22 protein-coding genes are annotated in these 23,366 nt (G+C 72.0%); 14 read left to right on the top strand and 8 right to left on the bottom strand.

Annotated features, from left to right (window positions below; translation table 11 throughout):
- Nucleotides 1–9: 9 nt before the first annotated feature.
- The 6 genes from RM704_RS28660 (at nucleotide 10) to RM704_RS28635 (ending at nucleotide 6,229) form a co-directional block, all read left to right on the top strand.
- On the top strand, nucleotides 10–321 hold the full coding sequence (locus RM704_RS28660) for an urease subunit beta (RefSeq protein ID WP_033529028.1): 312 nt from the start codon (nucleotides 10–12) through the stop codon (nucleotides 319–321).
- Complete coding sequence (locus tag RM704_RS28655; protein WP_033529029.1) at nucleotides 314–2,035, top strand: urease subunit alpha; 1,722 nt, start codon at nucleotides 314–316, stop codon at nucleotides 2,033–2,035. Before RM704_RS28660 ends, RM704_RS28655 begins: the two co-directional genes overlap by 8 nt.
- Nucleotides 2,035–2,709, top strand: coding sequence for an urease accessory protein UreF (locus tag RM704_RS28650; protein WP_033529030.1), 675 nt, complete (start codon nucleotides 2,035–2,037; stop codon nucleotides 2,707–2,709). The genes RM704_RS28655 and RM704_RS28650 overlap by 1 nt, the downstream gene beginning before the upstream one ends.
- A 240-nt stretch (nucleotides 2,710–2,949) precedes the next feature.
- Nucleotides 2,950–3,633 carry an urease accessory protein UreG gene (ureG, locus tag RM704_RS28645; RefSeq protein WP_033529031.1) on the top strand — a complete coding sequence of 228 codons (684 nt, stop codon included), beginning with the start codon at nucleotides 2,950–2,952 and terminating at the stop codon, nucleotides 3,631–3,633.
- The gene (locus RM704_RS28640; protein WP_438828960.1) at nucleotides 3,621–4,475 is read left to right on the top strand and encodes an urease accessory protein UreD; all 855 of its coding nucleotides are present in this window, start codon (nucleotides 3,621–3,623) and stop codon (nucleotides 4,473–4,475) included. Before ureG ends, RM704_RS28640 begins: the two co-directional genes overlap by 13 nt.
- A 164-nt stretch (nucleotides 4,476–4,639) precedes the next feature.
- The gene (locus RM704_RS28635) at nucleotides 4,640–6,229 is read left to right on the top strand and encodes an alpha/beta hydrolase (RefSeq protein WP_033529032.1); all 1,590 of its coding nucleotides are present in this window, start codon (nucleotides 4,640–4,642) and stop codon (nucleotides 6,227–6,229) included.
- A gap of 104 nt (nucleotides 6,230–6,333) precedes the next feature.
- Here the strand turns inward: RM704_RS28635 and RM704_RS28630 are convergent, their stop codons facing one another.
- From RM704_RS28630 to RM704_RS28620, 3 genes are all read right to left on the bottom strand, one after another.
- On the bottom strand, nucleotides 6,334–7,359 hold the full coding sequence (locus RM704_RS28630; protein WP_033529033.1) for an NAD-dependent epimerase/dehydratase family protein: 1,026 nt from the start codon (nucleotides 7,357–7,359) through the stop codon (nucleotides 6,334–6,336).
- Nucleotides 7,360–7,555: 196 nt separating this feature from the next.
- Nucleotides 7,556–8,275 carry a lysophospholipid acyltransferase family protein gene (locus tag RM704_RS28625; protein WP_033529034.1) on the bottom strand — a complete coding sequence of 240 codons (720 nt, stop codon included), beginning with the start codon at nucleotides 8,273–8,275 and terminating at the stop codon, nucleotides 7,556–7,558.
- A 367-nt stretch (nucleotides 8,276–8,642) separates the two neighbouring features.
- Nucleotides 8,643–9,926 carry a CdaR family transcriptional regulator gene (locus RM704_RS28620; protein WP_063774495.1) on the bottom strand — a complete coding sequence of 428 codons (1,284 nt, stop codon included), beginning with the start codon at nucleotides 9,924–9,926 and terminating at the stop codon, nucleotides 8,643–8,645.
- A gap of 200 nt (nucleotides 9,927–10,126) precedes the next feature.
- Here RM704_RS28620 and RM704_RS28615 point away from each other — a divergent pair, with 200 nt between their 5' ends.
- Genes RM704_RS28615 through RM704_RS28600 form a run of 4 tightly spaced genes read left to right on the top strand, consistent with a single transcriptional unit; the run spans nucleotide 10,127 to nucleotide 13,940 of the window.
- Entirely contained in the window at nucleotides 10,127–11,059 is a 933-nt protein-coding gene (locus RM704_RS28615; RefSeq protein WP_033529035.1) for a substrate-binding periplasmic protein, read from the top strand.
- A gap of 9 nt (nucleotides 11,060–11,068) precedes the next feature.
- Nucleotides 11,069–11,845: an amino acid ABC transporter permease gene (locus RM704_RS28610; RefSeq protein ID WP_033529036.1), complete on the top strand. Its 777-nt coding sequence runs from the start codon at nucleotides 11,069–11,071 to the stop codon at nucleotides 11,843–11,845.
- Nucleotides 11,842–12,645, top strand: a complete 804-nt coding sequence (locus tag RM704_RS28605; RefSeq protein WP_033529037.1) for an amino acid ABC transporter ATP-binding protein — start codon at nucleotides 11,842–11,844, stop codon at nucleotides 12,643–12,645. Before RM704_RS28610 ends, RM704_RS28605 begins: the two co-directional genes overlap by 4 nt.
- Entirely contained in the window at nucleotides 12,642–13,940 is a 1,299-nt protein-coding gene (locus RM704_RS28600; protein WP_033529038.1) for an NAD(P)/FAD-dependent oxidoreductase, read from the top strand. The genes RM704_RS28605 and RM704_RS28600 overlap by 4 nt, the downstream gene beginning before the upstream one ends.
- Before the next feature lie 110 nt (nucleotides 13,941–14,050).
- Here the strand turns inward: RM704_RS28600 and rocD are convergent, their stop codons facing one another.
- The 3 genes from rocD to RM704_RS28585 all read right to left on the bottom strand — a co-directional run bounded on the left by rocD (nucleotide 14,051) and on the right by RM704_RS28585 (nucleotide 16,718).
- Nucleotides 14,051–15,277: an ornithine--oxo-acid transaminase gene (gene rocD, locus RM704_RS28595; protein ID WP_033529039.1), complete on the bottom strand. Its 1,227-nt coding sequence runs from the start codon at nucleotides 15,275–15,277 to the stop codon at nucleotides 14,051–14,053.
- Entirely contained in the window at nucleotides 15,274–16,104 is an 831-nt protein-coding gene (gene ddaH / locus RM704_RS28590) for a dimethylargininase (protein ID WP_033529040.1), read from the bottom strand. Before ddaH ends, rocD begins: the two co-directional genes overlap by 4 nt.
- 122 nt (nucleotides 16,105–16,226) lie before the next feature.
- The gene (locus tag RM704_RS28585; RefSeq protein ID WP_033529041.1) at nucleotides 16,227–16,718 is read right to left on the bottom strand and encodes an Lrp/AsnC family transcriptional regulator; all 492 of its coding nucleotides are present in this window, start codon (nucleotides 16,716–16,718) and stop codon (nucleotides 16,227–16,229) included.
- 102 nt (nucleotides 16,719–16,820) lie between these two features.
- On the opposite strand from RM704_RS28585, the gene RM704_RS28580 reads away from it, so the two are divergent.
- From RM704_RS28580 to RM704_RS28565, 4 genes are all read left to right on the top strand, one after another.
- Nucleotides 16,821–17,588, top strand: coding sequence for a LytR/AlgR family response regulator transcription factor (locus RM704_RS28580; RefSeq protein ID WP_033529042.1), 768 nt, complete (start codon nucleotides 16,821–16,823; stop codon nucleotides 17,586–17,588).
- Nucleotides 17,589–17,597: 9 nt separating this feature from the next.
- Nucleotides 17,598–17,957, top strand: a complete 360-nt coding sequence (locus RM704_RS28575) for a hypothetical protein (protein ID WP_033529043.1) — start codon at nucleotides 17,598–17,600, stop codon at nucleotides 17,955–17,957.
- 60 nt (nucleotides 17,958–18,017) lie between these two features.
- The gene (locus tag RM704_RS28570; protein WP_033529044.1) at nucleotides 18,018–19,763 is read left to right on the top strand and encodes a sodium/solute symporter; all 1,746 of its coding nucleotides are present in this window, start codon (nucleotides 18,018–18,020) and stop codon (nucleotides 19,761–19,763) included.
- Between the two features lie 143 nt (nucleotides 19,764–19,906).
- Complete coding sequence (locus RM704_RS28565) at nucleotides 19,907–21,127, top strand: sensor histidine kinase (protein WP_033529115.1); 1,221 nt, start codon at nucleotides 19,907–19,909, stop codon at nucleotides 21,125–21,127.
- Nucleotides 21,128–21,172: 45 nt separating this feature from the next.
- On the opposite strand, the gene RM704_RS28560 is transcribed toward RM704_RS28565, so the two are convergent.
- Together RM704_RS28560 and RM704_RS28555 are read right to left on the bottom strand one after the other, a co-directional pair.
- Nucleotides 21,173–21,328, bottom strand: coding sequence for a hypothetical protein (locus RM704_RS28560; RefSeq protein ID WP_033529045.1), 156 nt, complete (start codon nucleotides 21,326–21,328; stop codon nucleotides 21,173–21,175).
- Between the two features lie 22 nt (nucleotides 21,329–21,350).
- Complete coding sequence (locus RM704_RS28555) at nucleotides 21,351–23,366, bottom strand: serine/threonine-protein kinase (RefSeq protein WP_033529046.1); 2,016 nt, start codon at nucleotides 23,364–23,366, stop codon at nucleotides 21,351–21,353.

Genomic DNA, 23,366 nt, shown 5'->3' with positions numbered 1-23,366 from the left:
GGAGTGCCCGTGATTCCCGGAGAGATCCTGTTCGCCTCGGATCCGATCGTCTACAACGAGGGCCGTGAGGTCACCCGGCTCACCGTCCTCAACGCCGCCGACCGGCCCGTCCAGGTCGGCTCCCACTACCACTTCGCCGAGGCCAACCCCGGCCTGGAGTTCGACCGCGCCGCCGCGCGCGGCAAGCGGCTGAACGTCGCCGCCGGCACCGCCGTGCGTTTCGAGCCCGGGATCCCCGTCGACGTCGAACTCGTACCGCTCACCGGCGCCCGTGTCGTGCCCGGCCTGCGCGGGGAGACCGGAGGTGCTCTCGATGCCTGAGATCTCGCGTGCCGCGTACGCCGACCTGTTCGGCCCCACCACCGGAGACCGCATCCGGCTCGCCGACACCGATCTGCTCGTCGAGATCGAGGAGGACCGCTCCGGCGGGCCCGGACTCGCCGGGGACGAGGCCGTGTTCGGCGGCGGCAAGGTCATCCGCGAGTCCATGGGGCAGGCGCGTGCTACGCGCGCAGAAGGCACACCGGACACGGTCATCACCGGCGCGGTGATCATCGACCACTGGGGCATCGTCAAGGCCGACATCGGTATCCGTGACGGCCGGATCACCGGTATCGGCAAGGCCGGCAACCCCGACACCATGGACGGCATCCACCCCGACCTCGTCATCGGTCCCGAGACGGAGATCATCGCGGGCAACGGGCGGATCGTCACCGCGGGCGCCATCGACGCCCACGTCCACTTCATCTGTCCGCAGATCGCCGACGAGGCCCTGTCGTCCGGTGTCACGACCCTGGTCGGCGGCGGCACGGGACCGGCGGAGGGCTCGAAGGCCACGACCGTCACCCCCGGCCCGTGGCACCTCGCCCGGATGCTGGAGGCGATGGAGCAGTACCCGCTCAACATCGGCTTCCTCGGCAAGGGCAACACGGTCTCGCACGAGGCGATGCTGTCCCAGATCCGTGGCGGCGCCCTCGGCCTCAAGCTGCACGAGGACTGGGGCTCGACCCCCGCCGTCATCGACGCCTCGCTGACGGTCGCCGAACGGACCGGCATCCAGGTCGCCATCCACACGGACACCCTCAACGAGGCCGGTTTCGTGGGGGACACCCTCGCCGCGATCGCCGGACGCGGCATCCACGCGTACCACACCGAGGGCGCGGGCGGCGGCCACGCGCCCGACATCATGACCGTGGTCTCCGAGCCGCACGTCCTGCCCAGTTCCACCAACCCGACCCGCCCCTACACCGTCAACACCGCCGAGGAACACCTCGACATGCTGATGGTCTGCCACCACCTGAACGCGGCCGTGCCGGAGGACCTGGCGTTCGCCGAATCCCGGATCCGGCCGTCGACCATCGGCGCCGAGGACATCCTGCACGACCTGGGCGCGATCTCGATCATCTCCTCCGACGCGCAGGCCATGGGCCGGGTCGGCGAGGTCGTCCTGCGGACCTGGCAGACCGCGCACGTGATGAAGAGGCGCCGCGGCGCGCTCCCCGGTGACGGGCGCGCGGACAACCGACGAGTACGTCGATATGTCGCCAAGTACACGATCAACCCGGCGCTCGCGCAAGGCCTCGCCCGGGAGATCGGGTCCGTGGAGAGCGGGAAGCTCGCCGACCTCGTGCTGTGGGAGCCGGCGTTCTTCGGCGTCAAGCCGCAGCTCGTGATCAAGGGCGGGCAGATCGCGTACGCGCAGATGGGCGACGCCAACGCCTCCATCCCCACGCCGCAGCCGATCCTGCCGCGTCCCATGTACGGGGCGATCGGGCGGGCCCCCGCCGCGAACTCGTTCAACTTCGTGGCGCCGCTCGCCATCGAGGACGGGCTGCCGGAGCGGCTGTCGCTGGGGAAACGGTTCGTGGCCATCGAGTCGACCCGGGGGGTCACCAAGGCCGACATGCGGGAGAACGACGCGCGGCCCGAGGTGCGCGTCGACCCCGACAGCTTCGCCGTGCACATCGACGGGGAGTTGGTGGAGGCCACGCCGGCCGCCGAACTGCCCATGGCCCAGCGTTACTTCCTCTTCTGATGTCCCGGGCGACTCTTCTCGTCCTGGCCGACGGCCGCTTTCCCGCCGGGGGGCACGCGCACTCCGGCGGGGCCGAGGCGGCCGTCAAGGCGGGGTCGATCACCGGGGCGGAGGGGCTGGAGGCGTTCTGCCGGGGGCGCCTGCACACCGTCGGGCTGGTGTCGGCGTCTCTCGCGGCGGCCGCCGCGCTGGGCGTCGACCCGGGCGAGCTGGACGCGGCCGCCGACGCCCGTACGCCGTCGCTCGCGCTGCGGGTCGCCTCGCGGAAGCTGGGGCGGCAGTTGATGCGGGCGGCGCGGGCCACGTGGCCCTCCGGGGAACTGGACGCGGTGGCGCGGGTGTTCCCCAAGGGGGCGCATCAGCCGGTCGTGCTGGGGGTGGCGGCCCGGGGCGCCGGGCTCGGTGCGGACGATGCCGCGTACTGCTCCGTGTACGAGAGCGTGAGTGGGGCGGCGAGTGCGACGGTGCGGTTGCTGAGTCTCGATCCCTTCGCCGCGACGGGGGTGTTGGCGCGGTTGGCTCCTGAGATGGATGTCGTGGTGGGGGCGGCGGTCGAGGCGGCGCGAGGGGTGTCGGTCGGTGGCGTGGGAGTGCTGCCGGCGGCTTCCGGGCCGTTGTCGGAGATCAGCGCGGAGGTGCATGCGGCTTGGCCGGTGCGGTTGTTCGCGTCCTGAGCCTGGTTCGCCCCCGCCGCCCCTACCCGTCCCGTCCTCCAGGGGCTGCGCCCCTTCGACCCCGGACGTCCGTCCAGTGGGGGTTGTTCGCGCAGTTCCCCGCGCCCCTGAAGAGCAGGGGCTGGCCCCGTGCTTTCTGGCCCGCAAAGCCTGGCCTTCCAGGGGCGCGGGGAACCGCGCGAGAACCCCGACCCACCCGCACCCGTCCTACCTGACCCATCCGAACAAGGAGCCGCAGTCATGCATCTCGACCACACCCACTCCCACGACGGCCCCTCAGCCATCGGCGCGGACGCGCATCGGCCCGACGGGACCCGGCGTGCCCTGCGCGTGGGGCTCGGTGGGCCCGTCGGGTCCGGTAAGACGGCGACGGTCGCCGCGCTGTGCCGGGCGTTGCGGGACGAGTTGTCGCTCGCGGTCGTGACGAACGACATCTATACGCGCGAGGACGCCGAGTTCCTGCTGAAGGAAGCCGTGTTGCCGCCGGAGCGGATCACCGCCGTGGAGACGGGGGCGTGCCCGCACACGGCCATCCGGGACGACATCTCCGCGAACCTGGAGGCCGTGGAGGACCTGGAGGACGAGGTCGGTCCGCTCGACCTCATCCTCGTCGAGTCCGGCGGTGACAACCTCACCGCCACCTTCTCCAAGGGGCTCGTCGACGCGCAGATCTTCGTCATCGACGTGGCAGGCGGGGACGACATCCCCCGGAAGGGCGGGCCCGGTGTCACCACCGCCGACCTGCTCGTCGTCAACAAGACGGACCTCGCGCCGTACGTCGGGTCCGACCTCGCCCGGATGGCCGCGGACGCGAAGGCGCAGCGTGCGCAGCTGCCGGTGGTGTTCCAGTCGTTGCGTGGTGAGTCGGGGGTGGCGGAAGTCGCCGCCTGGGTGCGCGAGAAGCTCGCGGCGTGGACGGCATGACGGCGGTCCGAGGGGCTGCCGTGGACCGGGACCGGGGCCGGGACCGGGACAGGGGCCGGGACATGGGCCGGGACCGGAACAGGGGGACCACCGGCGTCAGGGCCACCGCGCGTATCGCGGCCCGCGTCGACGGGCGGGGCGGTACGGCCCTGCCCGTGCTGGAGAGCGACGGGCCGCTGGCGTTGCGCCGCACCCGGGGGAGGGGTGACGCGGCGCGGGTCATGCTGGTCGGGGCGATGAGCGGGCCGCTCGGCGGGGACCGGTTCGCCGTCGAGACGGAGGTCGGGGAGGGGGCCCGGCTGGACGTCGGGTCGGCCGCCGCGACGATCGCGTTGCCGGGGCAGGCCAAGGGGGAGGCTCACTACGGCGTACGGATCGACGTGGCGGCGGGAGGTGAACTGCGGTGGCTCCCCGAGCAGTTGATCTCCGCCAACGGCAGCGATCTGGCGGTCTCGACGCGGGTCGAACTCGCCGCCGGGGCGCGGTTGGTGTTCCGCGAGGAGCAGGTGCTCGGCCGGACCGGTGAGGAACCGGGGCGGTTGCGGAGTCGGCTCACCGTGCTGCTCGACGGGCGGCCGTTGCTCGATCAGGAGGTGGCCTGTGGGCCCGGGGCGCCCGGCGGCTGGGACGGACCCGCGGTGCTGGGCGGACACCGGGCGTTGGGGCAACTCCTCGTCGTACGACCGGAGTTCGTCGTCGAGCAACCCGAGCCGCGGGTGCTGGCGGAGACCGCCGCGCTCACTCCGCTCGCCGGACCCGCCGTGCTCGTCAGCGCGCTCGCGACCGACGCGCTGCGGCTGCGGCGCGTGCTCGACCAGGCCCTTGCCGAGCTGGACGGTTGAGCGGGCGTGCGCTCCGGCATCCGCTGAACGGGACTTTCCGCACCGGTTATCGGATTAGTAAAGAACGTGTCGGCCCCCTGTTCGCAGGTGCCTCACAGGTACGAGGATCCCCGTGACCATTCGAAACTTCGAATCGATGTACGGGGAGTTCCCTCTTGAGAGGTATGAGGCCGACGAGAAGGGCGGGAGCGTTCGGCTCCGCCGGACTGCTCGTCACGGCGACCCTGATAGCCAGCGCTGTCACCGCGCCCGCGGCCGGCGCCGCGGACGGCGCGAGTGCGCGGGACCGCGAGGCCAAGGGTGTCGCCGTCGCCGCCGCGAAGGCGGCGAAGGAGGGCGTCACTTGGCAGGACTGCCCCGAGAGCTGGGGGCTGGAGAAGCCCATCCAGTGCGGTTGGGTCACCGTGCCGCTGGACTACGCCAAACCGAACGGCAAGCAGATCAAGCTGGCCGTGGACCGGATCGGCAACACCGGGACGAAGGAGGAGCGTCAGGGCGCGCTCGTCTACAACCCCGGCGGTCCGGGCGGCTCGGGCCTGCGCTTCCCGCGTCGGGTCACGACCAAGAACCCCTTGTGGGTCAACACGTCCAAGGCCTACGACTTCGTGGGCTTCGACCCGCGGGGTGTCGGCAAGTCGGCGCCCATCTCCTGTGCCGACCCCGAGGAGTTCGTGAAGGCGCCCAAGATGGACCCGGTCCCGGACTCCGAGGCCGACAAGCGCAAGCAGCGGAAGCTCGCGGCGAAGTACGCGGCCGGCTGCAAGGAGCGCAGCGGCGCGATGCTGCCGCACATGACCACCCCGAACACCGCGCGTGACCTGGACGTCATCCGGGCCGCCCTCGGGGAGAAGAAGCTCAACTTCCTCGGTGTCTCGTACGGCACGTACATCGGCGCCGTCTACGGCACCCTCTTCCCGAACCGCGTGCGCCGCATGGTCGTCGACAGCGTGGTGAACCCCTCCCGCGAGAAGATCTGGTACCAGGCCAACCTGGACCAGGACGTCGCCTTCGAGATGCGCTGGAAGGACTGGACGACGTGGGTCGCGGCGAACGACGCGACCTACCACCTCGGTGACACCCAGGCGAAGGTGCAGGCGAACTGGCTGAAGCTGCGCGCCACCGCGAAGAAGAACCCGATCGGCGGGCTGGTCGGTCCGGCCGAGCTGATCTCCTTCTTCCAGAGCGCCCCGTACTACGACTCCGCGTGGGCGCCCACCGCCCAGGTGTGGAGCAAGTACGTCGCCGGTGACACCCAGGCGCTCGTCGACGCGGCCGCCCCGGACCTCGGCGACACCGCGGGCAACGCCGCCTCCGAGAACGGCAACGCCGTCTACACGGCGGTCGAGTGCACCGACGCCAAGTGGCCCACCAGTTGGAAGAAGTGGGACCGCGACAACACCCGGCTGCACAAGAACTACCCGTTCATGACCTGGGCCAACGCCTGGATGAACCTGCCGTGCGCCACCTGGCCGTCCAAGCAGTACACCCCGGTGGACGTGAAGACCAGGAAGGGCCTGCCGCCCGTCCTGATCGTCCAGTCCGAGCGGGACGCGGCCACGCCGTACGAGGGCGCCGTCGAACTGCACAAGCGGTTCAAGGGATCCCGGCTGATCACGGAGAAGAAGGCCGGCTCCCACGGAGTCACCGGCCTGGTCAACCCGTGCGTCAACGAGCGCGTGGACACCTACCTGCTCACCGGCGAGGTGGGCAAGGCCGACGTGACGTGCGCCCCGCACGCCACGCCGACCCCGTAGGACCAGCAGGGCCGTAGGGCCGTGAAAGCGGCGAGGGGCGACCGTCGATGACGGTCGCCCCTCGCTCGTGCGCCCCTCGCTCGTGCGCTCATGTGCTCATGTGCTCACGCCTGGCGTCCAGCCAGCCAGGCGTCCTCCGCCGCGTAGTCGAAGAGGTCCCCGTACACCTCGGCCATCTTCGGGTAGGCCTCCCGCCAGTCCCGTCCGCCCGCGAGCCGGCCCTCGATCCAGGCGACCGTCTCCGGCAGCGACTCGGCGTACCGGACCACCGGCCGGTAGCCCAACTCCCGCTCGGCCGCGGACATGTCGCACACCACGGGCACCGGCACGGACCACGGGGTGTGGCCCACCGTGGGCGACGGGGCGGGGCCGTCGACGAGCACGTTCTCCGTTCGTACGCCCATCACCGCGTCGACGGCGGCGGCGATCTCCACGACGGTGGGTGCGTCGGGGTCGACCGCGTTCAGCGCCCGGGAACCGGGCCGGGCGGCGGCCAGCCGGGTCAGCTCGGCGATGTTGTGGACGCTCGCCGGATGGAAGCGGCTGGCACCGCCGTGCGCGAGGATCCGGCGCTCTCTGCCGTCCAGGTTGCGCTTCACGAAGTACAGCTCGCGCGGGGTACGGCAGTGCGGCCCGTGGATGGCGCCCGCGCGCAGCAGGGTCGTGGGCAACCGGTCGGCCCCGGCGAGGAGTTCACGCTCCAGGCCCGCCTTGCGGGTGCTGTACGAGGTGTCGCCCGGCTGGATCGTGCGCTGGCTCTCGGGCAGGGGCAGCGGGTACTCGGGGAAGCCGCCCGGCTCCGCCTGCGTGTCGAAGTTGCGGCCCTTGTCGTCCTCGTACACCGAGACGCTGGAGACGACGACCGCCGAGCCCACCCGGTCGGCCAGCGCCAGCAACTGCCGGGCGTGTTCGGGACCGTAGGCGACCATGTCCACCAGCACGTCGCAGCCGTCACCGACCGCGGCCGCGAGCGCCGCGTCGTCGCTCCGGTCGGCGGAGACGGTCCGTACCTCCTCGGGCCAGCCGTCGTCCCGGCCGCCGCCCCGCGAGACGGCCGTCACCGCCCACCCGTCGCGCGCCAGCGCGCCCACGGCCACCCGGCCGATCTGTCCCGTCGCTCCGACCACCACAGCACGTCGTGTCATGGCCCCGACCGTACGACGCCCGGGTGCCGGGCGCCGGGACGCTCTGCTACCGGCAGAACACCTTGCCTTCCTGCCGCCCTGCCGCCGAGACATCAGAACATCAGGGCATCAGGGCGCTAGGAAGCCTGGACACCGTCCGCCGTGGGCAGGCCCCGACTCGGTGTGATCCGCCCGGGTCCGCTCAACTCAGTGGCAGGCGCGGGAACTTGCGCTCCTTGGCCGCGGCGGCCTCCTCCGCCTTCACGACGGCCGCGTACTGGTCGACGTACTCCTGCTCGGAGAGTGTGAGGATCGCGTACATGATCTCGTCGGTGATGGCCCGCAGCACGGCCTTCTCGTTCTCCATGCCCTCGTAGCGGGAGAAGTCCAGGGGCTTGCCGAAGCGGATGACGACGGGGTGGATGTTCGGGATGACCTTGCCCGGGGGCTGCGCCTCGAAGGTGCCGATCATGGCGCACGGGATGACGGGCACGCCGGCCTTGAGCGCCATGACCGCGACGCCGACCTTGCCCTTGTAGAGACGGCCGTCGTGCGAGCGGGTGCCCTCCGGGTAGATGCCGAGGAGTTCGTCCTTGCTCAGCACGCCGAGCCCCTCGCGGATGGCGGCCTGGCCCGCCTCCTTGCCGGAGCGGTCGACCGGGATCTGCCCGACGCTGTGGAAGAAGAACGCCGTCAACCGGCCCTTGAGCCCGGGGCCGGTGAAGTACTCGGCCTTCGCCAGGAAGGTGATGCGGCGCTTGAGCATCGCGGGCATCAGGAAGTGGTCCGAGAAGGACAGATGATTGCCCGCGACGATGGCGGCGCCCGACGACGGCACGTTGTCGAGGCCCTCGATGCGAGGCCGGAAGACCAGTCTCAGCAGGGGTCCCAGAAGCACGTACTTGAGCAGGTAATAGAACACGGCGTCTCCCTCGCGCTACCGGGTCGGCTCTGTGGACGTGTTCGGACTCACGAGGACTCCTCGCTGACCTCGCTGACGCTGCGTCAGGCGCATGAGCGCTGGTGGGCCTCGTCCTGCGTGTCGACGATTGATCGTAGCCCTACGTGCCACGTCACCGGGAGGAGGCCGGACGAAACCGAACAGCGTGGGCGTCCCGCACCTGGCGGACCGGTGGTCACGGGAGGACGGGGCGCGGCACGCCGGCCGCACCGCTCGACCCGCCCGTCACCGGGCCCCCGCGGGCGATCGGTGCCGACCGTACCCGCCCCCGGCCGGCCGCCGGTCTCTCGGCCCCGATCCGCGGCAGTCATGGAGAAGGGGCTTCCCCTCAACCCGTACGCCTGGGTCTCGGCGGCACGTCGTCGACGGCGGTCTCCTTGGGCCGGGTGGGTGTCTCGCCGCCCCCGCCCAGCTCGTCGGAGAGGCAGGCGAGGTACAGGGCCATGGTGGTGCGGTGGTCGCGCAGCGGTCGGCCGGTGAGCTGCTCGATCTTCTGCATGCGGTAGACCACGGTGTTCCGGTGGACGTGCAGCGCCTCGGCCGCCCGGACGAGATTGAAGCCGCCCTCGCACCACGCGGTGACCGTGTCGCGGAGCACCGGCCAGTCCGGCTGCTCCCGCAGCTCCGCGGCCGTCACCGCGAGCAGCCGGCCGCGGGTCGGCTGGCCCACCGCCGCCAGGAGCTGGTGGATCCGCAGATCGGCGATCAGATGGACCGGGGCGCCGCCCGCCCCGCGGACGGCCGGGCGCCCGGCCGAACCGCTCGTCCGCCGGGCGGTCAGGTGGAGCGCGTCGCACGCGTCCTGGTAGGAGTCGTGGAGCGCACCGACGGAGTCGGCCGGCTCGCCGATGCCGGCGCGGGCGGTGAGGGAGCTCTGCGCGGCGATGACGTCGCCGACCCGGCGGCAGTCCGCCACCAGGGACTCCGTCGTCCGGTCGGGCCGCAGCCGGTGCAGCACGCCGAGCCGGCCGGGAGCCGTGCCGGCCACGATGTCCTGGGGGTCGGCGAAGACCTCGCGGACGGTGCGGAGCAGCTCCGAGCGGACCAGGGCCATGTCCCGGGTCGGCGCGCCGTGCCGACGGTTCCCCGGCTCCGCCACGGTCACCTCGAAGGCCACCGCGACCCGGGGCAGCCGCAGGTCGAAGCCCAGTTCGGCGGCGCGGAAGAGGAGGAAGTCGCCCTCGACCACCTGCGGGTCGTACGAGGCGATGTCGGCGAACAGCTTCTCGGCCGCCCGCTCGGCGAGCAGCCGGGAGCGCAGCATCACCGACTCACGCAGCAGGATCTCCGTCTGCCGTTTCACCAGCAGGCCGAACCGTCGGACCTGGGCCGGGGTTCCGGTGATCCCGACCGTGCCCACCGCCCGCCCGTCCGTGATCAGCGGCAGCGTGATGCCGGAGCGTACGCCCCGCAGCCGAAGGGCCTCCGAGGCGGTGTGCGCGGCCGGTTCCTGGGTGCGGATCACCTCGACGGAGGCCTCGTGGAAGGTGCCGACCCGGCTGCTGTCACCGCTGCCGATGACCATGCCCTCCGCATCGGTGATCAGCACGTTGAAACCGATGACCGCCGAGGTGTCACCGGCGATCTCCTGCGCGAGCGACGGGCTCAGCACGGGCTTTCCTCCCGTCGGGGACGGACCGGAGCTGGACGCACCGTACAGCGAACGGGGTATCGACCACCACAAGTTCGTACGAAGCGAACAGTGACCCCGGCCCGGCCCGCTCATACCTTTGGGCCCAGCACATCCCATCCCGCCGCAGCACATCGCGGTGAACGGCGGGTCCCGCAGGCCGAAACGGAAGGCCCACGCCGATGAACCGTCTGCGTCCACTTGTCGCCGCACTGTCCGCGACCCTCCTGCTGTCCACCGTCGGTGCCTGTGGTGCGGACGGCGACGACGGCCCGAAGAACGTGTCCGCGAAGACCGCCGCGCTCGGCACCCTCACCCCCGGCGTCCTCAAGGTCGCCGTCCAGCCGTACGCGCCGTACACCAGCGTCCAGGGCGACAAGATCGTCGGGCTGGACGGCGACATCCTCAACCACGTCGCCGACGAGCTCGGTCTCCGGGTCGAGCCCCAGGTCACGGACTTCGCCGGCATGCTCGCCGGGGTGCAGTCGCGCCGGGTGGACATCACGATAGGCGGGGTCGCCTGGTCGGCGGAGCGGCAGAAGCAGGGACTGTTCACGGACCCGCCCTACTACTCGCCCCCGGCGATGGCCGTGCGGTCGGGGAAGACGTACCGGACCGTCGACGACCTCGAGGGCCTGCGGCTCGGGACGGTCGAGGGCTATGTCTGGGTCAAGTCCATCCAGGCCGTCCCCGGCGCCGAGCTGCACGCCTACCCCGACGCCAACGGGGTCTTCGACGACCTCGGCGCGGGCCGGATCGACGTCGGCTTCCTCGACCCGCTGCTCATCATCGCGGCCCAGAAGGAACGGCCCGACCTGAAGATCGACACCCAGTACATGACACCGCCGACCGCCGCGCAGGTGAAGGCCGAGCCCGCCTACCAGTACTTCCAGCCCTACCAGACCGGCTTCTACCTCCCGAAGAAGGCCACCGCGCTGGAGAAGGCGATCTCCGCCGAGATCGACGCCATGTACGGCGACGGCGACCTGACGAAGCTCGTCGAGAAGTGGGGCGGCGACCCCGAACAGTTCCTGAAGCCGGCCGCCGACGTCGCCACCGCACGCCGGGGCGTGGACCGGCCCCAGGACTGGACCCCGCCGTCCGCCGCGAGGTGAGGGGCTGACATGTCCGATCTCGCCGCCTTTCTGGAAGTCCCCTGGTCCGACTACCGGCCCGACCTGCTCGACGCACTCGGGCGCACCCTGTCCTACACGGCGGTGAGCTTCGCCGGAGCCGTCCTCCTCGGCCTCGCGGTCGCCCTGCTCCGGCTGAGCGGCTCCTGGCCGGCCCGTGCCGCGGCCGCCGTCTACACCGAGGTCTTCAAGAACGTCCCGCTGCTCGCCATCATCTTCCTGACCTACTTCGGCCTCGCCTCCGCCGGGCTCCGGCTGGACGTGTTCACGGCCGGCTGCCTCAGCCTCGTCGTCTTCTACGCCGCCTATCTCTCCGAGATCTTCCGCTCCGCGATCAGCGGGGTGCACGCCGGACAGACGGAGGCGGGGGAGGCGCTGGGACTGGGCAGGGCGGGCATCTTCGGCCACATCATCCTGCCCCAGGCCGTCCGGCAGGCGCTGCCCGGCACCAACACCATGCTGGTCGACCTGCTGAAGTCCACCTCGCTGCTCGTCACCGTCTCCGCCGCCGAGCTGATGTCCGAGGGCCGGCTCATCACCTCGGCCACCTTCCGCGCCCTGGAGGTGTACCTCGTCATCTCGGCCGTCTACTTCGCCCTCTGCTACCCCCTCTCCCAGCTCCTGCTGTTCCTGGAACGCAAGGTACGGGCCGGTGTCCCCCTGTCCCCGTGGCGCCGCCGACGGCTGCGCGCGGCCCGCACCCTGCTCGGCGCCGACCTGATCACGCACACCGGCGCGGACGCCGGCCCGAAGGAGGCGACGGCATGAGCGACTCGGTCACCTCGGCGAAGCCCGGGGCCGCCACTCCGGCGGCGGCCCCCGAGGCCGTCGTACGCATCGAAGGCCTGAGCAAGTCCTTCGACGGCCGCCTCGTCCTCGACGACGTCCACCTGGAGGTCCCGCGCGGCCGCATCGTGAGCGTCATCGGACAGAGCGGCGGCGGCAAGACGACCTTGATGCGCTGCGTCAACCTGCTCGAACGCCCGGACCGGGGCACGGTCGAGGTCGCCGGGGAGGTGGTGCACCAGGGCGGCCGCACCGTCTGCCGCGACCTGGCCCGGCTGCGCCGCACCGTCGGCATGGTCTTCCAACGGTTCAACCTCTTCCCGCATCTCACGGCCGTCGAGAACGTCGTCCTCGCCCAGCGCAAGGCAGGCGTCCCCGAACCACAGGCACTCGAACGGGCCGTCGCCCTGCTGCGCCGGGTCAAGGTCGCCCACCGCGCCCTCGCCCTGCCCGACCAGCTCTCCGGCGGCGAACAGCAGCGCGTCGCCATCGCACGCGCCCTCGCCCTCACCCCCGAAGTGCTGCTCTTCGACGAACCCACGTCCTCCCTGGACCCGGAGGCGACCCGGGAGGTACTGAGCGTGATGCGCGAACTCGCCGCCGACGGCATGACCATGCTCCTGGTCACCCACGAACTGCCCTTCGCCCGCGAGGTCTCCGACCACGTCGTCTTCGTCGACGGCGGCCGGATCGTGGAGGAGGGCCGTCCCGAGGAGGTCCTCGACCGTCCGGCCCGCGCCCGCACCCGGGAGTTCCTCGCCTCCTACGGGACCACCTCATGACCGGTGCGCCCGGCGCGGGGGGCCCGGTCGGCGACGCCCCGGTCGTGGTCGTCGGCGGTGGCGTCGTGGGGCTGTGCACGGCGTACTACCTGGCCGCGGCGGGGGTGCCGGTGGAGATCGTCGAGCGGCGCGGTCTGGGCTCCGGGGTGTCCCGGGGCAACGCCGGCTGGGTCTGCCTCAGCCACTCGACGCCGGTGCCGGCCCCGGGCGTCCTGCGCTACGCGCTGCGCTCCCTCGGCCGCCCCGACTCGCCCCTGTATCTACGGCCGCTGCCCGACCCGGCGTTCGTACGGTGGCTGTGGCGGTTCTGGCGCAGCAGCACACCGGCCGCGTTCCGGCACGGCTACGCGGCGATCGCCGAGCTGAACGACACCACCTTCGAACTCTTCGAGGGCCTGCGCGAGGCGGGGATCGACACCACGCTGACCCGGCCCGGCATGGTGCACGCCTTCCTGTCGCCGGCCGAGGCCCGCCATCACCTCGCGATCCAGCGGGAGATGGCGGACGGCCGCTACCCGCTGCCCGACGACGTCACCACGGGCGCCGACGCCCGGCTGCTGGACGACGCGCTGTCCGCCAAGGTGCGCGCGGCCTACCTGGTGGAGGGGGAGGGCGTGGTCGACCCGGAGGCCTTCGCCCGCGCGCTCGGGGAGGCGCTCGCCGCGGCCGGGGTGAAGGTCCACGAGAACGCCGAGGCCACGGGGTTCCGGTCCACCGCCGGACGGGTCACCGCGCTGCGCACCGCACAGGGCGACATCCCCTGCTCGGCCGTGGTCGTCGCGGCCGGGATGCGGTCCCCCGGGCTGCTGCGCGCCCTCGGGAGCCGACTGCCGCTGCAGGCCGGCAAGGGCTACAGCTTCTCCGTGGACCTGGATCCGGCGCCCCGTCACACGCTGTACTTCGGTGAGCGCCGGGCCGTCGCCTCACCGATCGGGGGCACCACGCGGATCGGCGGCACGATGGAGCTGAGCGGCAACAACAACCGCCTCGACTGGCGCCGGGTGGTCGCCGTCGCGCTCGCCAGCAGGCACTATCTGGGCCGCTGGTTCGACGATCCGGACGACCTGGTCGGCCTGATCCGCGACCCGTGGGTGGGCGGACGGCCCTTCCTCCCGGACGGGCTGCCCGTCGTCGACCGGGTCCCGGGCGTCGACAACGCGTACGCGGCGACCGGGCACGGGATGCTGGGGGTGACGTTGGGGCCGGTGACGGGGCAGCGGCTGGCCGAGTACGTCGTCACGGGGCGGCGGCCGGACGTTCTCACACCGTTCCGGTTCGATCGGCTGCGGTCGTGAGCCGTCCCTGTGGGCGCTGATGATGCCGCGCGCCGTCCGCGCGCCGTGGTGGCTCGCGCGCGCCCGTTTCCCGCGCCCCTTTCGGGGCGCGGGCGGGCGGACTCCGAGTCTCAGGAGCCCTCCTTCAGAACCTCCCCCAACGTCCCCAGCGCCGACCGGAGTTCCGTCCCCGTGATCGTCAGGGGCGGAGCCAGGCGGATGGTCGAGCCATGGGTGTCCTTGACCAGGATGCCGCGCTCCATGAGCCGGTGACTGATCTCGCGGCCCGTGCCGAGCGCGGGGTCGACGTCGACACCCGCCCACAGTCCGCGCGCCCGGAAGCCGACCACGCCCCGGCCGACCAGTTCCGTGAGCCCCTCCCGCAGCACTCCGCCCAGTTCGGCGGCCCTGAGCTGGAACTCCCCGGTGCGCAGCAGCTCGACCACCGCCGAACCGACCGCCGCGGCCAGGGGGTTGCCCCCGAACGTCGAGCCGTGCTCGCCGGGACGCAGGACCGACAGCACCTCACGGCGGGCCACCACCGCCGACACCGGCACGATGCCGCCGCCGAGCGCCTTGCCGAGCAGGACGGCGTCGGGCAGGACGTCCTCGTGCTCGACGGCGAGCGTGCGGCCGGTGCGACCGAGGCCCGACTGGATCTCGTCCGCGACGAACAGGCAACCCGTGCGCCGGGTCAGCTCGCGGACCCCGCGCAGATAGCCGTCGTCGGGGATGAGCACGCCCGCCTCGCCCTGGATGGGCTCGATGAGCACCGCGGCCGTCGTCTCGTCGACCGCCGCCTCCAGCGCGGCGAGATCGTTGTACGGGACCACCCGGAAGCCCGGCGTGAACGGCCCGAACCCGTCGCGGGCCACCGGGTCGGTGGAGAAGCTGACGATGGTCGTCGTACGGCCGTGGAAGTTGTCGGCGGCGACGACGATGGTGGCCCGGTCGGCGGGGACGCCCTTCACCTCGTACGCCCACTTGCGGGCCACCTTGATCGCGCTCTCCACCGCCTCGGCGCCCGTGTTCATCGGCAGCACCATGTCCAGGCCGGTCAGCTCGGCCAGCGACTCGGCGAACTCGGCGAGCCGGTCGTTGTGGAAGGCCCGCGAGGTGAGGGTGAGGGTGTCGAGCTGGCGGTGCGCGGCCTCGATCAGCGCCGGGTGGCGGTGACCGAAGTTGAGGGCGGAGTAGCCGGCCAGCATGTCCAGATAGCGGCGGCCCTCGACGTCCTCGACCCAGGTGCCCTCGGCGCGGGCGACGACCACGGGCAGCGGATGGTAGTTGTGCGCGAGGACGGGCCCCTCGGCGCGGATCAGGTCGGCCGACGAACGCGCGCGGACGGGAGCGGTCATGAGCGGATCTCCTGAGTGACGCACTTGATGCCGCCGCCGGCCTTCTGGAACTCCGACAGGTCGACGGGGACGGGGACGTAACCCTGCCGGGCGAGCTGGTCGGCGAGTTCCTTGGCACGGGGCGAGATGAAGACATGGCGGCCGTCGGACACCGAGTTCAGACCGAAGGCCATGGCGTCCTCGCGGGTGGCGATCACCGCGTCCGGGTAGAGGCGGGCGAGGACCGCGCGGCTGCCGGGCGAGAACGCCTCCGGGTAGTACGCGATGTTGCCCGCGGAGCCGTCGCTCCCGTCCTCCAGGACGAACAGCGCCGTGTCCAGATGGTAGAAACGCGGGTCCACCAGCTGGAGGCTGATCACGGGGACGCCGAAGAATTCCTGCGCCTGGCGATGCGCCTCACGGGTGGTGCGGAAGCCGGTCCCGGCGAGCAGATAGCGACCGGTGGGCACCAGATCGCCCTCTCCCTCGCACACCGACTCGGAGCGGAACACCTCGTACCCGGCGCTCTTGAACCAGGCGTCGTAGGCGGTGGACTCGGGGCGCCGCTCGGGCGCGTGGAACAGCGAGCCGAGGACGCGGCCGCCGAGGACGAGCGCGCAGTTGGCGGCGAACACCATGTCCGGCAGCGCCGCCACCGGCTCCACGGTGTCCACGGTGTGACCATGGGACCGATAGGCGCGGATCAGCTCCTGCCACTGATCCTGGGCCAGGTCGACGTCCACGGGGGTGTCCGGATGCATCCAGGGATTGATCGAGTACTGCACGGCGAAGTGTCTGGGTTCGCAGACGAGAAAGCGCCGAAGGCGCGGCACACGGCTGTCGGGCACAGAGGGTTTCTCCGCTTCCTGACGGTGTCGACGGGGATGACACCACGGTAGGAATCGGGACCGGCGCACGACAAGAAACGAACGTTGCGTGTTCACGCAGTAATGCTGCGTAGAGAACCGGCTCAGCGCAGGTTCGCTGCGTCCTGTGTCGCCCCGGCCTCCGGAGCCTCCGGCAGCAGGTGCGACAGCACCATGTAGCTGATCGTCTTCCGGATGAACGGCTCGGTGCGGATCCGCTCCAGCACCTCCTCGAAATGCTCCACGTCCACCGCCCGCACGTGCAGCAACGCGTCGGCGCCGCCGGTCACCGTCATCGCCGCCGTGATCTCCGGATGGTTGCGCACCACCTCCGCGAGCCGCCGGGGCGGCGCCGCGCCCTCGCAGTACACCTCCACGTACGCCTCCGTGCGCCAGCCGAGCGCCGCCGGCTGCACCGTCGCCGTGAACCCGGTGATCACCCCGGTCTCCCGCAACCGGTCCACCCGCCGCTTGACCGCGGTGGCCGAAAGGCCGACGGCCGCGCCGATCTCGGCGAAGCTGGTCCTCGCGTTCGCCATCAACGCCGTGATGATCTTGCGATCGAGCTCGTCGAACGCCGCGGACTTGCTGTTCATGCGGGCACTGTATCCAGCGGGCGGCCTCCACGACCCCCGGCGCCGAGGCCTCCGGCGCGCGGCCGTGTGCAGGCGTGCGAATTGCTCCTACACTCCACGTTCATGCTGCGCGCGCTCGCCGTCGATGACGAGAAACCCTCCCTGGAGGAGCTGCTGTACCTGCTGAACGCGGATCCACGGGTCGGCAGCGCCGAGGGCGCGAACGACGCCACCGAGGCACTGCGGCGGATCAACCGCGCCCTGGAGTCCGGCCCCGACGGGCCCGAGGCGATCGACGTCGTCTTCCTCGACATCCAGATGGCCGGCCTCGACGGCCTCGACCTCGCCCGCCTCCTCACCGGCTTCGCCCGGCCCCCGCTGGTCGTCTTCGTCACCGCGCACGAGGGCTTCGCCGTCCAGGCCTTCGACCTCAAGGCCGTCGACTACGTCCTCAAACCCGTACGCCGGGAGCGCCTCGCCGAGGCGATCCGCCGGGCCGTCCAGCTCCGCGAGGCGACCACGGCACCGGCCCCGCCGATACCGGTCCACGAACCCGACCCCGACCAGATACCCGTCGAGCTCGGCGGGGTGACCCGCTTCGTCAGCGTCGACGACATCACCCACGTCGAGGCCCAGGGCGACTACGCCCGACTGCACACCCCGCAGGGCAGCCACCTCATCCGCATCCCCCTCTCGACCCTCGAAGAGCGCTGGCGCGCACGCGGGTTCGTCCGCATCCACCGCCGCCATCTCGTCGCCCTGCGGCACGTCGGCGAACTCCGCCTGGACGCGGGCACGGTCAGCGTCCTCGTCGGCTCCGTGGAACTCCAGGTCAGCCGTCGTCACGCCCGCGAGCTGCGCGATCTGCTGATGCGCCGGACCACGGGCTGAGGAGCCACCATGCCGAGCGACCCCACCGAACGCCGTGTCGTCGTCACCGGAGTGCCCCGCCGCACCCCGCGCCCGTCCGGCCATCAGCGCCCCCGCACCGAGATCGACGAACAGACCACCCTCGGCCACACCTACGTCCGCTCCCTCATGCGCAGCCAACTCCGCGCCGCCCTCGCCGTGTTCGCGGTCCTGGTCCTGCTGGTCGCCCCGCTGCCCCTGGTCTTCGCCGCGATGCCGGACGGCGCCGGCCTGGAGTGGGCCCTCCTCGGCTTCGGCGTCTACCCGCCGCTGGTCCTCCTCGCCCGCCGGCACGTGCGCCGCGCCGAACGCAACGAACAGGACCTCGTCCGCCTCGTCGAGGACCGCTGAGGCGAACCACCGAGGCGACGCGAGCAGTGAACCCGTGAACGAGGAGACCGGAAGCAAGGCATGAACGAGAACTACGCCGTCCCCGCGGTCGCCCTCGTCGTCGTGGCGACCGTCTTCGTCGGCGCCTTCGGCCTGCGCATCTCCCGCACCACCTCCGACTTCTACGTCGCCTCCCGCACCGTCGGCCCCCGCCTCAACGCGGCCGCGATCAGCGGCGAGTACCTCTCCGCCGCCTCCTTCCTCGGCATCGCCGGCCTCGTCCTCGTCCAGGGCCCCGACATGCTCTGGTACCCGGTCGGCTACACCGCCGGCTACCTCGTCCTCCTGCTCTTCGTCGCCGCCCCGCTGCGCCGCTCCGGCGCGTACACGCTGCCCGACTTCGCCGAGGCCCGGCTCGCCTCCAAGACCGTACGACGGCTCGCCGGGGCCTTCGTCGTCGGTGTCGGCTGGCTCTACCTCCTGCCCCAACTGCAGGGCGCCGGACTGACGTTGAACGTGCTCACCGACGCCCCCGAGTGGCTCGGCGGCGTCATCGTCGCCGTCGTCGTCTCCGCCACCGTCGCCGCCGGCGGCATGCGCAGCATCACCTTCGTCCAGGCCTTCCAGTACTGGCTCAAGCTCACCGCCCTCCTCGTCCCCGCCCTCTTCCTCGTCCTCGCCTGGCAGGGCGACGGCGCCCCCCGGCACGCCTTCGACGAGCCCGCGACCTTCCGCGAACAACGCGTCGTCCGCGTCGACGAGACCCTCGACCTGAAGCTCGGCGGCCCGCTCACCGTCACCGCCACCGGCACGATCGACGGCCGCCGCCACGACGACCGCCGCGTGGAGCTGCCCGCCGGCACCCACCGCATCGACCGGGGCACCCGCCTGACCTTCACCGAGGGCGACCCCGTCCCCGTCGCCGACCGAGGCACCAACGGCGGCATGTCCACCTCGCTCGCCGCCGGCCGCGAGGAACGCCCCCTGTACGCCACCTACGGGCTGATCCTCGCCACCTTCCTCGGCACCATGGGCCTGCCCCACGTCGTCGTCCGCTTCTACACCAGCCCCGACGGTGTCGCCGCCCGCCGCACCACGGTCGTCGTCCTCGGCATGATCGGCGTCTTCTACCTCCTCCCCCCGATCTACGGGGCACTCGGCCGCCTCTACGCCCCCGACCTCACCCTCACCGGCGACGCCGACGCGGCCGTCCTCCTGCTCCCCGACCGCATGATCGGGGGCCTCGGCGGCGACCTGCTCGGCGCGCTGGTCGCGGGTGGCGCCTTCGCCGCCTTCCTGTCCACCGCCTCAGGACTGACCATGGCCGTCGCCGGCGTGCTCACCCAGGACGTGCTGCCCGCCCGGGGCGTAGGGCACTTCCGGCTCGCCGCGGTCCTCGCCATGGCGGTGCCGCTCGCCGCGAGCGTCCTGGTCGGCGGGTTGCCCGTCGCCGACGCGGTCGGCCTCGCCTTCGCCGTCTCGGCCTCCTCGTTCTGCCCCCTGCTCGTCCTCGGCATCTGGTGGCGCCGCCTCACCCCGCCGGGTGCCGCGGCCGGCATGCTCGTCGGAGGCGGAGCGGCCCTCCTCGCGGTCGCCGCGACCATGGCCGGTTACCCCGGCACCGGAACCCTGCACGCCCTGCTGGCCTGGCCCGCCCTCTGGTCCGTACCGCTCGGCTTCCTCACGATGGTCCTGGTGTCCCTGGCCACCCCCGGCAAGGTCCCGCCCGAGACACCGGCGATCCTGGCCCGCTTCCACCTCCCGGAGGAACTCGTCGGCGGCCGGACCCGCGCGGCGACCAAGGAGATCGAACTGTGGCGGCGGTGAGGGGCACCCCGCCCGGGACGGCGGCCGGACCGACCGACCTGCAGCGGCACGAGAAACCCTTGCAGCGGCACGAGAAACCGAAAAGGGAACCCACGGCCGGTGAGCGGTGTACCACATGCAGGAGGTGAGCGATGAGCGGTGAAGTGACCGGCTTCCTGGCCGGGTTCTGCGTGGCCGTGCTCCCGCTGCTCGCGGCCGGCTTCTGGCTCGGCCGCCGTACGGCACGCCCGCGCAACAGCCTCGGCGGGCTCGGCACACCCGTCGAGCACGCCACCTTCCAGACCCTGCACACCGCCACCCTCGCCGCGCCCCCGCTGCGCGCCGGCCTCACGGAGGAGACTGCCCGCAGATCGGCCAAGCGGCTGCGCACCCTGCTCGGCACGGACGCGCTCTGCCTCACCGACCACGAGTCGGTCCTCGCCTGGGAGGGCGTCGCGGAGCACCACCGCGCCGAGATCATGGGACGCCTGGCGGGCCCCCTGGAGACCGGCCGGGGCGAGGCCTTCCGGCTGACCTGCGACATCATCGACTGCCCCGTGCGCTGGGCGGTGGTCGCCCCCCTCACGGTCGACGACCGCGTCCACGGGGCGCTCGTCGCCTGCGCGCCCCGCGAGTCCGCCGTCCTCGTCCGGGCGGCCGGCGAGGTCGCCCGCTGGGTCTCCGTCCAGCTCGAACTGGCCGATCTCGACCAGTCCCGCACCCGCTTGATCGAGGCCGAGATCAAGGCCCTGCGCGCCCAGATCTCCCCGCACTTCATCTTCAACTCGCTCGCGGTGATCGCCTCGTTCGTCCGCACCGACCCCGAGCGCGCCCGCGAACTGCTGCTGGAATTCGCCGACTTCACCCGCTACTCGTTCCGCAGACACGGCGACTTCACCACCCTCGCCGACGAACTCCACGCCATCGACCACTACCTGGCGCTGGTCCGGGCCCGCTTCGGCGACCGGCTCTCGGTCACGCTCCAGATAGCCCCCGAGGTCCTGCCGGTCACCCTGCCCTTCCTCTGCCTCCAGCCCCTCGTGGAGAACGCGGTGAAGCACGGCCTCGAAGGCCGTTCCGTGACCGCCGCGGGCAAGAGCCACATCAGCATCACCGCGCAGGACGCCGGAGCCGAGGCGCTCGTCGTCATCGAGGACGACGGCGTCGGCATGGAACCCGAGGTGCTCCGCCGCATCCTCGCCGGCGAGAGCAGCCCCTCCGGCGGCATCGGCCTCAGCAACGTCGACGAGCGGCTCCGCCAGGTGTACGGCGACGACCACGGCCTGGTCATCGAGACCGCGGTGGGCGCGGGCATGAAGATCACCGCCCGGCTGCCCAAGTACCAGCCGGGCGTACACCCGGACGGGGGAATACCCCGGACCTGAGGATCACCCCGGCTCGAACCCGTGGGTCGAGCCGGCGATTGCGCCTCAGGTGCGCGACGCCACCATGCCCAGCGTCAGCAGGCCCAGGACGACCCAGCCGAACCACAGCCAGCCGTTGCTGCCGAGGGCCACCGAGTAGGCAGTCACCATGACCAGCCCACCGACGGTGAGCACCCCCATGGCCTTCGTCGAACCGGGCATCGCAACACCCCTTCTCAGGTCCTCAGGCTTCTTCTCCCTCCATGGTGCCCCCACTGGCGGAAATGACAGTGCAGACGACGAAATGTGCCCCCTTTTTCCAGCCGTCCTCGCTGACCCAGAAACCGGAACCGGTCCGGCCGGGCTCATGGCCGTACTGCTTCGGCGGCAGGTTCTTCTCGCAGGCGGCGAGAGCCTGCCGCTGCGCTTCCTCGTAGGTGGTGCCGGGGCTCATCTCATGGAACCCGAGCACCTTCTCCCGATGGCGGTCCTGGCAGGAGACCAACCGGAGCTCGTTGCCGGAGATCCGGTCGAGGCAGTCCTGCTTCTGCAGGGTGGCCACGTCGTCGATCACCGTCTCACCCACCGTCCGGTACTCCCCGATCGGCCCGTGCACCGGCCTGCGTTCGCCCAGCACCAGACAGGCGACCCGATGCCCGGCGGCGTCGAACCCGTCGCCGGTCGGCAGCACGGCGTGGGCGCGGACGTCCACGAGCTTGTCCCGGGCCTCCATCGTGAGCTGCTCGCACTGGGCGGCTCCGCCCGCGCGGGCGTCCTCGGCGGACGAGGCCTCGTAGGAGGCCATCACCTGTCCGTCCATCGCGGGCCCCGCACATCCGGGCACGATGCGAAGCCGGGCGGCGTCCGTGAACGGAGTGCCGGTCCAGGTGACGTCGACACAGTCGCCGTCCTTGAGCAGCTCGGTCAGCCCCACGGTCCCGCCGTAGGGCAGGACCGCGCTCCCGGTGCCTTGGCCGCCGAGGCCTTCCGTCAGCTCCCGCATGTTGCCCATGGCGTACCAGGTTCCGCCGACGACCAGGGCGAGACCGAGGGTGGTGGCCATGCCCGCGAGGAGGGCCCGGCTGCGGTGCCGGCGGCGATGTCCGCCGGAGCCGGGCGCAGGGCCGGCCCCGGTGAATGGCGGGGGAGGGGCGAAGCCGTCTCCGTCGGCGCCCGCCGCCCGGTGCTCCGCCGGGGACCAGTCGACCTCGCCTCCCTGTGCGTTCCCTCCTCCCGGCCCGCCGCGTCCAGCGGTGCCGCCCGACGGCACGTACCACGGTGTCTCGTGCGCGACCGGCGCGGCGAGGGGCTGCCCCGGCTCCGCCGTGTGCGTCGGCTCGCTCGCCCACTGCGGTTGCGAGCCGAGGTCCGGCGCGGTGCGCGGGTGGGCCTGGGGCATGACGATCGCGGAGAGCGCTGCCTCGGCCTCGGTGGCGGTGATCCGGCGCACGGGAACCTTGGTGAGCAGGGCGGCCAGCACCGGCTCCAGCGCCCCCGCCCGCAGCATGGGACGCGGCTCCTCCAGGACGACGGCGGTGAGCGCCGCGATGTCCGAGTCGCGGTCGAAGGGCCCGTACCCCTCGACGGCGTGGTAGAGCGTGCAGCCCAGCGAGAACAGGTCGGACGCGGCGGTCGGCGGCCCGCCCTGTGCCCGCTCGGGTGCCAGATACCCGGCGGTCCCGACCAGGACATGGGTCCTGGTGTACCGGGTCTCCTGGGTGTCGGGCTGGACGGAGATGCCGTAGTCGGTGAGGAGGACACGTGCGTACGGCGATCCGGTGCGGTCCGGTGCGAGCAGGATGTTGGCCGGCTTGACGTCCCGGTGCATGACGCCGCGTTCGTGCCCGGCGGTCAGCGCGTCCAGCACGGCGAGCCCGATCCGGGCGCACTCGGCAGGTGCGAGGGCGCCTCGCAGCGCCACCAGCGCCTTCAGGTCGAGAGCGCCCGGCACGTACTCCATGACGATCCACGGCAGCGCGTCGTGTTCCAGGACGTCGTGCACGGTGACCACGTTCGGGTGGTCGCGCAGTCCGGCGGCGTGCCGGGCCTCCGCGCGGGCGCGGGCCACGCGGGCGGCGCGTTCCTGCTCGGCCTCGCCCGGATGGCGGAACACGATCTCCTTGAGTGCCACCTCGCAGTCCAGCTGACGGTCGTGCGCCAGCCAGACATGGCCCATGCCGCCGCTGCCCAGCCGGTTCAGCAGGAGATAGCGGTCGGCGATGACCCGGCCGACTCCCGAATGCGGTGCTCCTGACTGCAT

It is taken from the genome of Streptomyces gottesmaniae, assembly GCF_031845845.1.
Classification (GTDB): domain Bacteria; phylum Actinomycetota; class Actinomycetes; order Streptomycetales; family Streptomycetaceae; genus Streptomyces; species Streptomyces akebiae.
The sequence above is the reverse complement of the archived record's forward strand: the minus strand, read 5'-3'. Positions and strand labels throughout refer to the sequence as shown.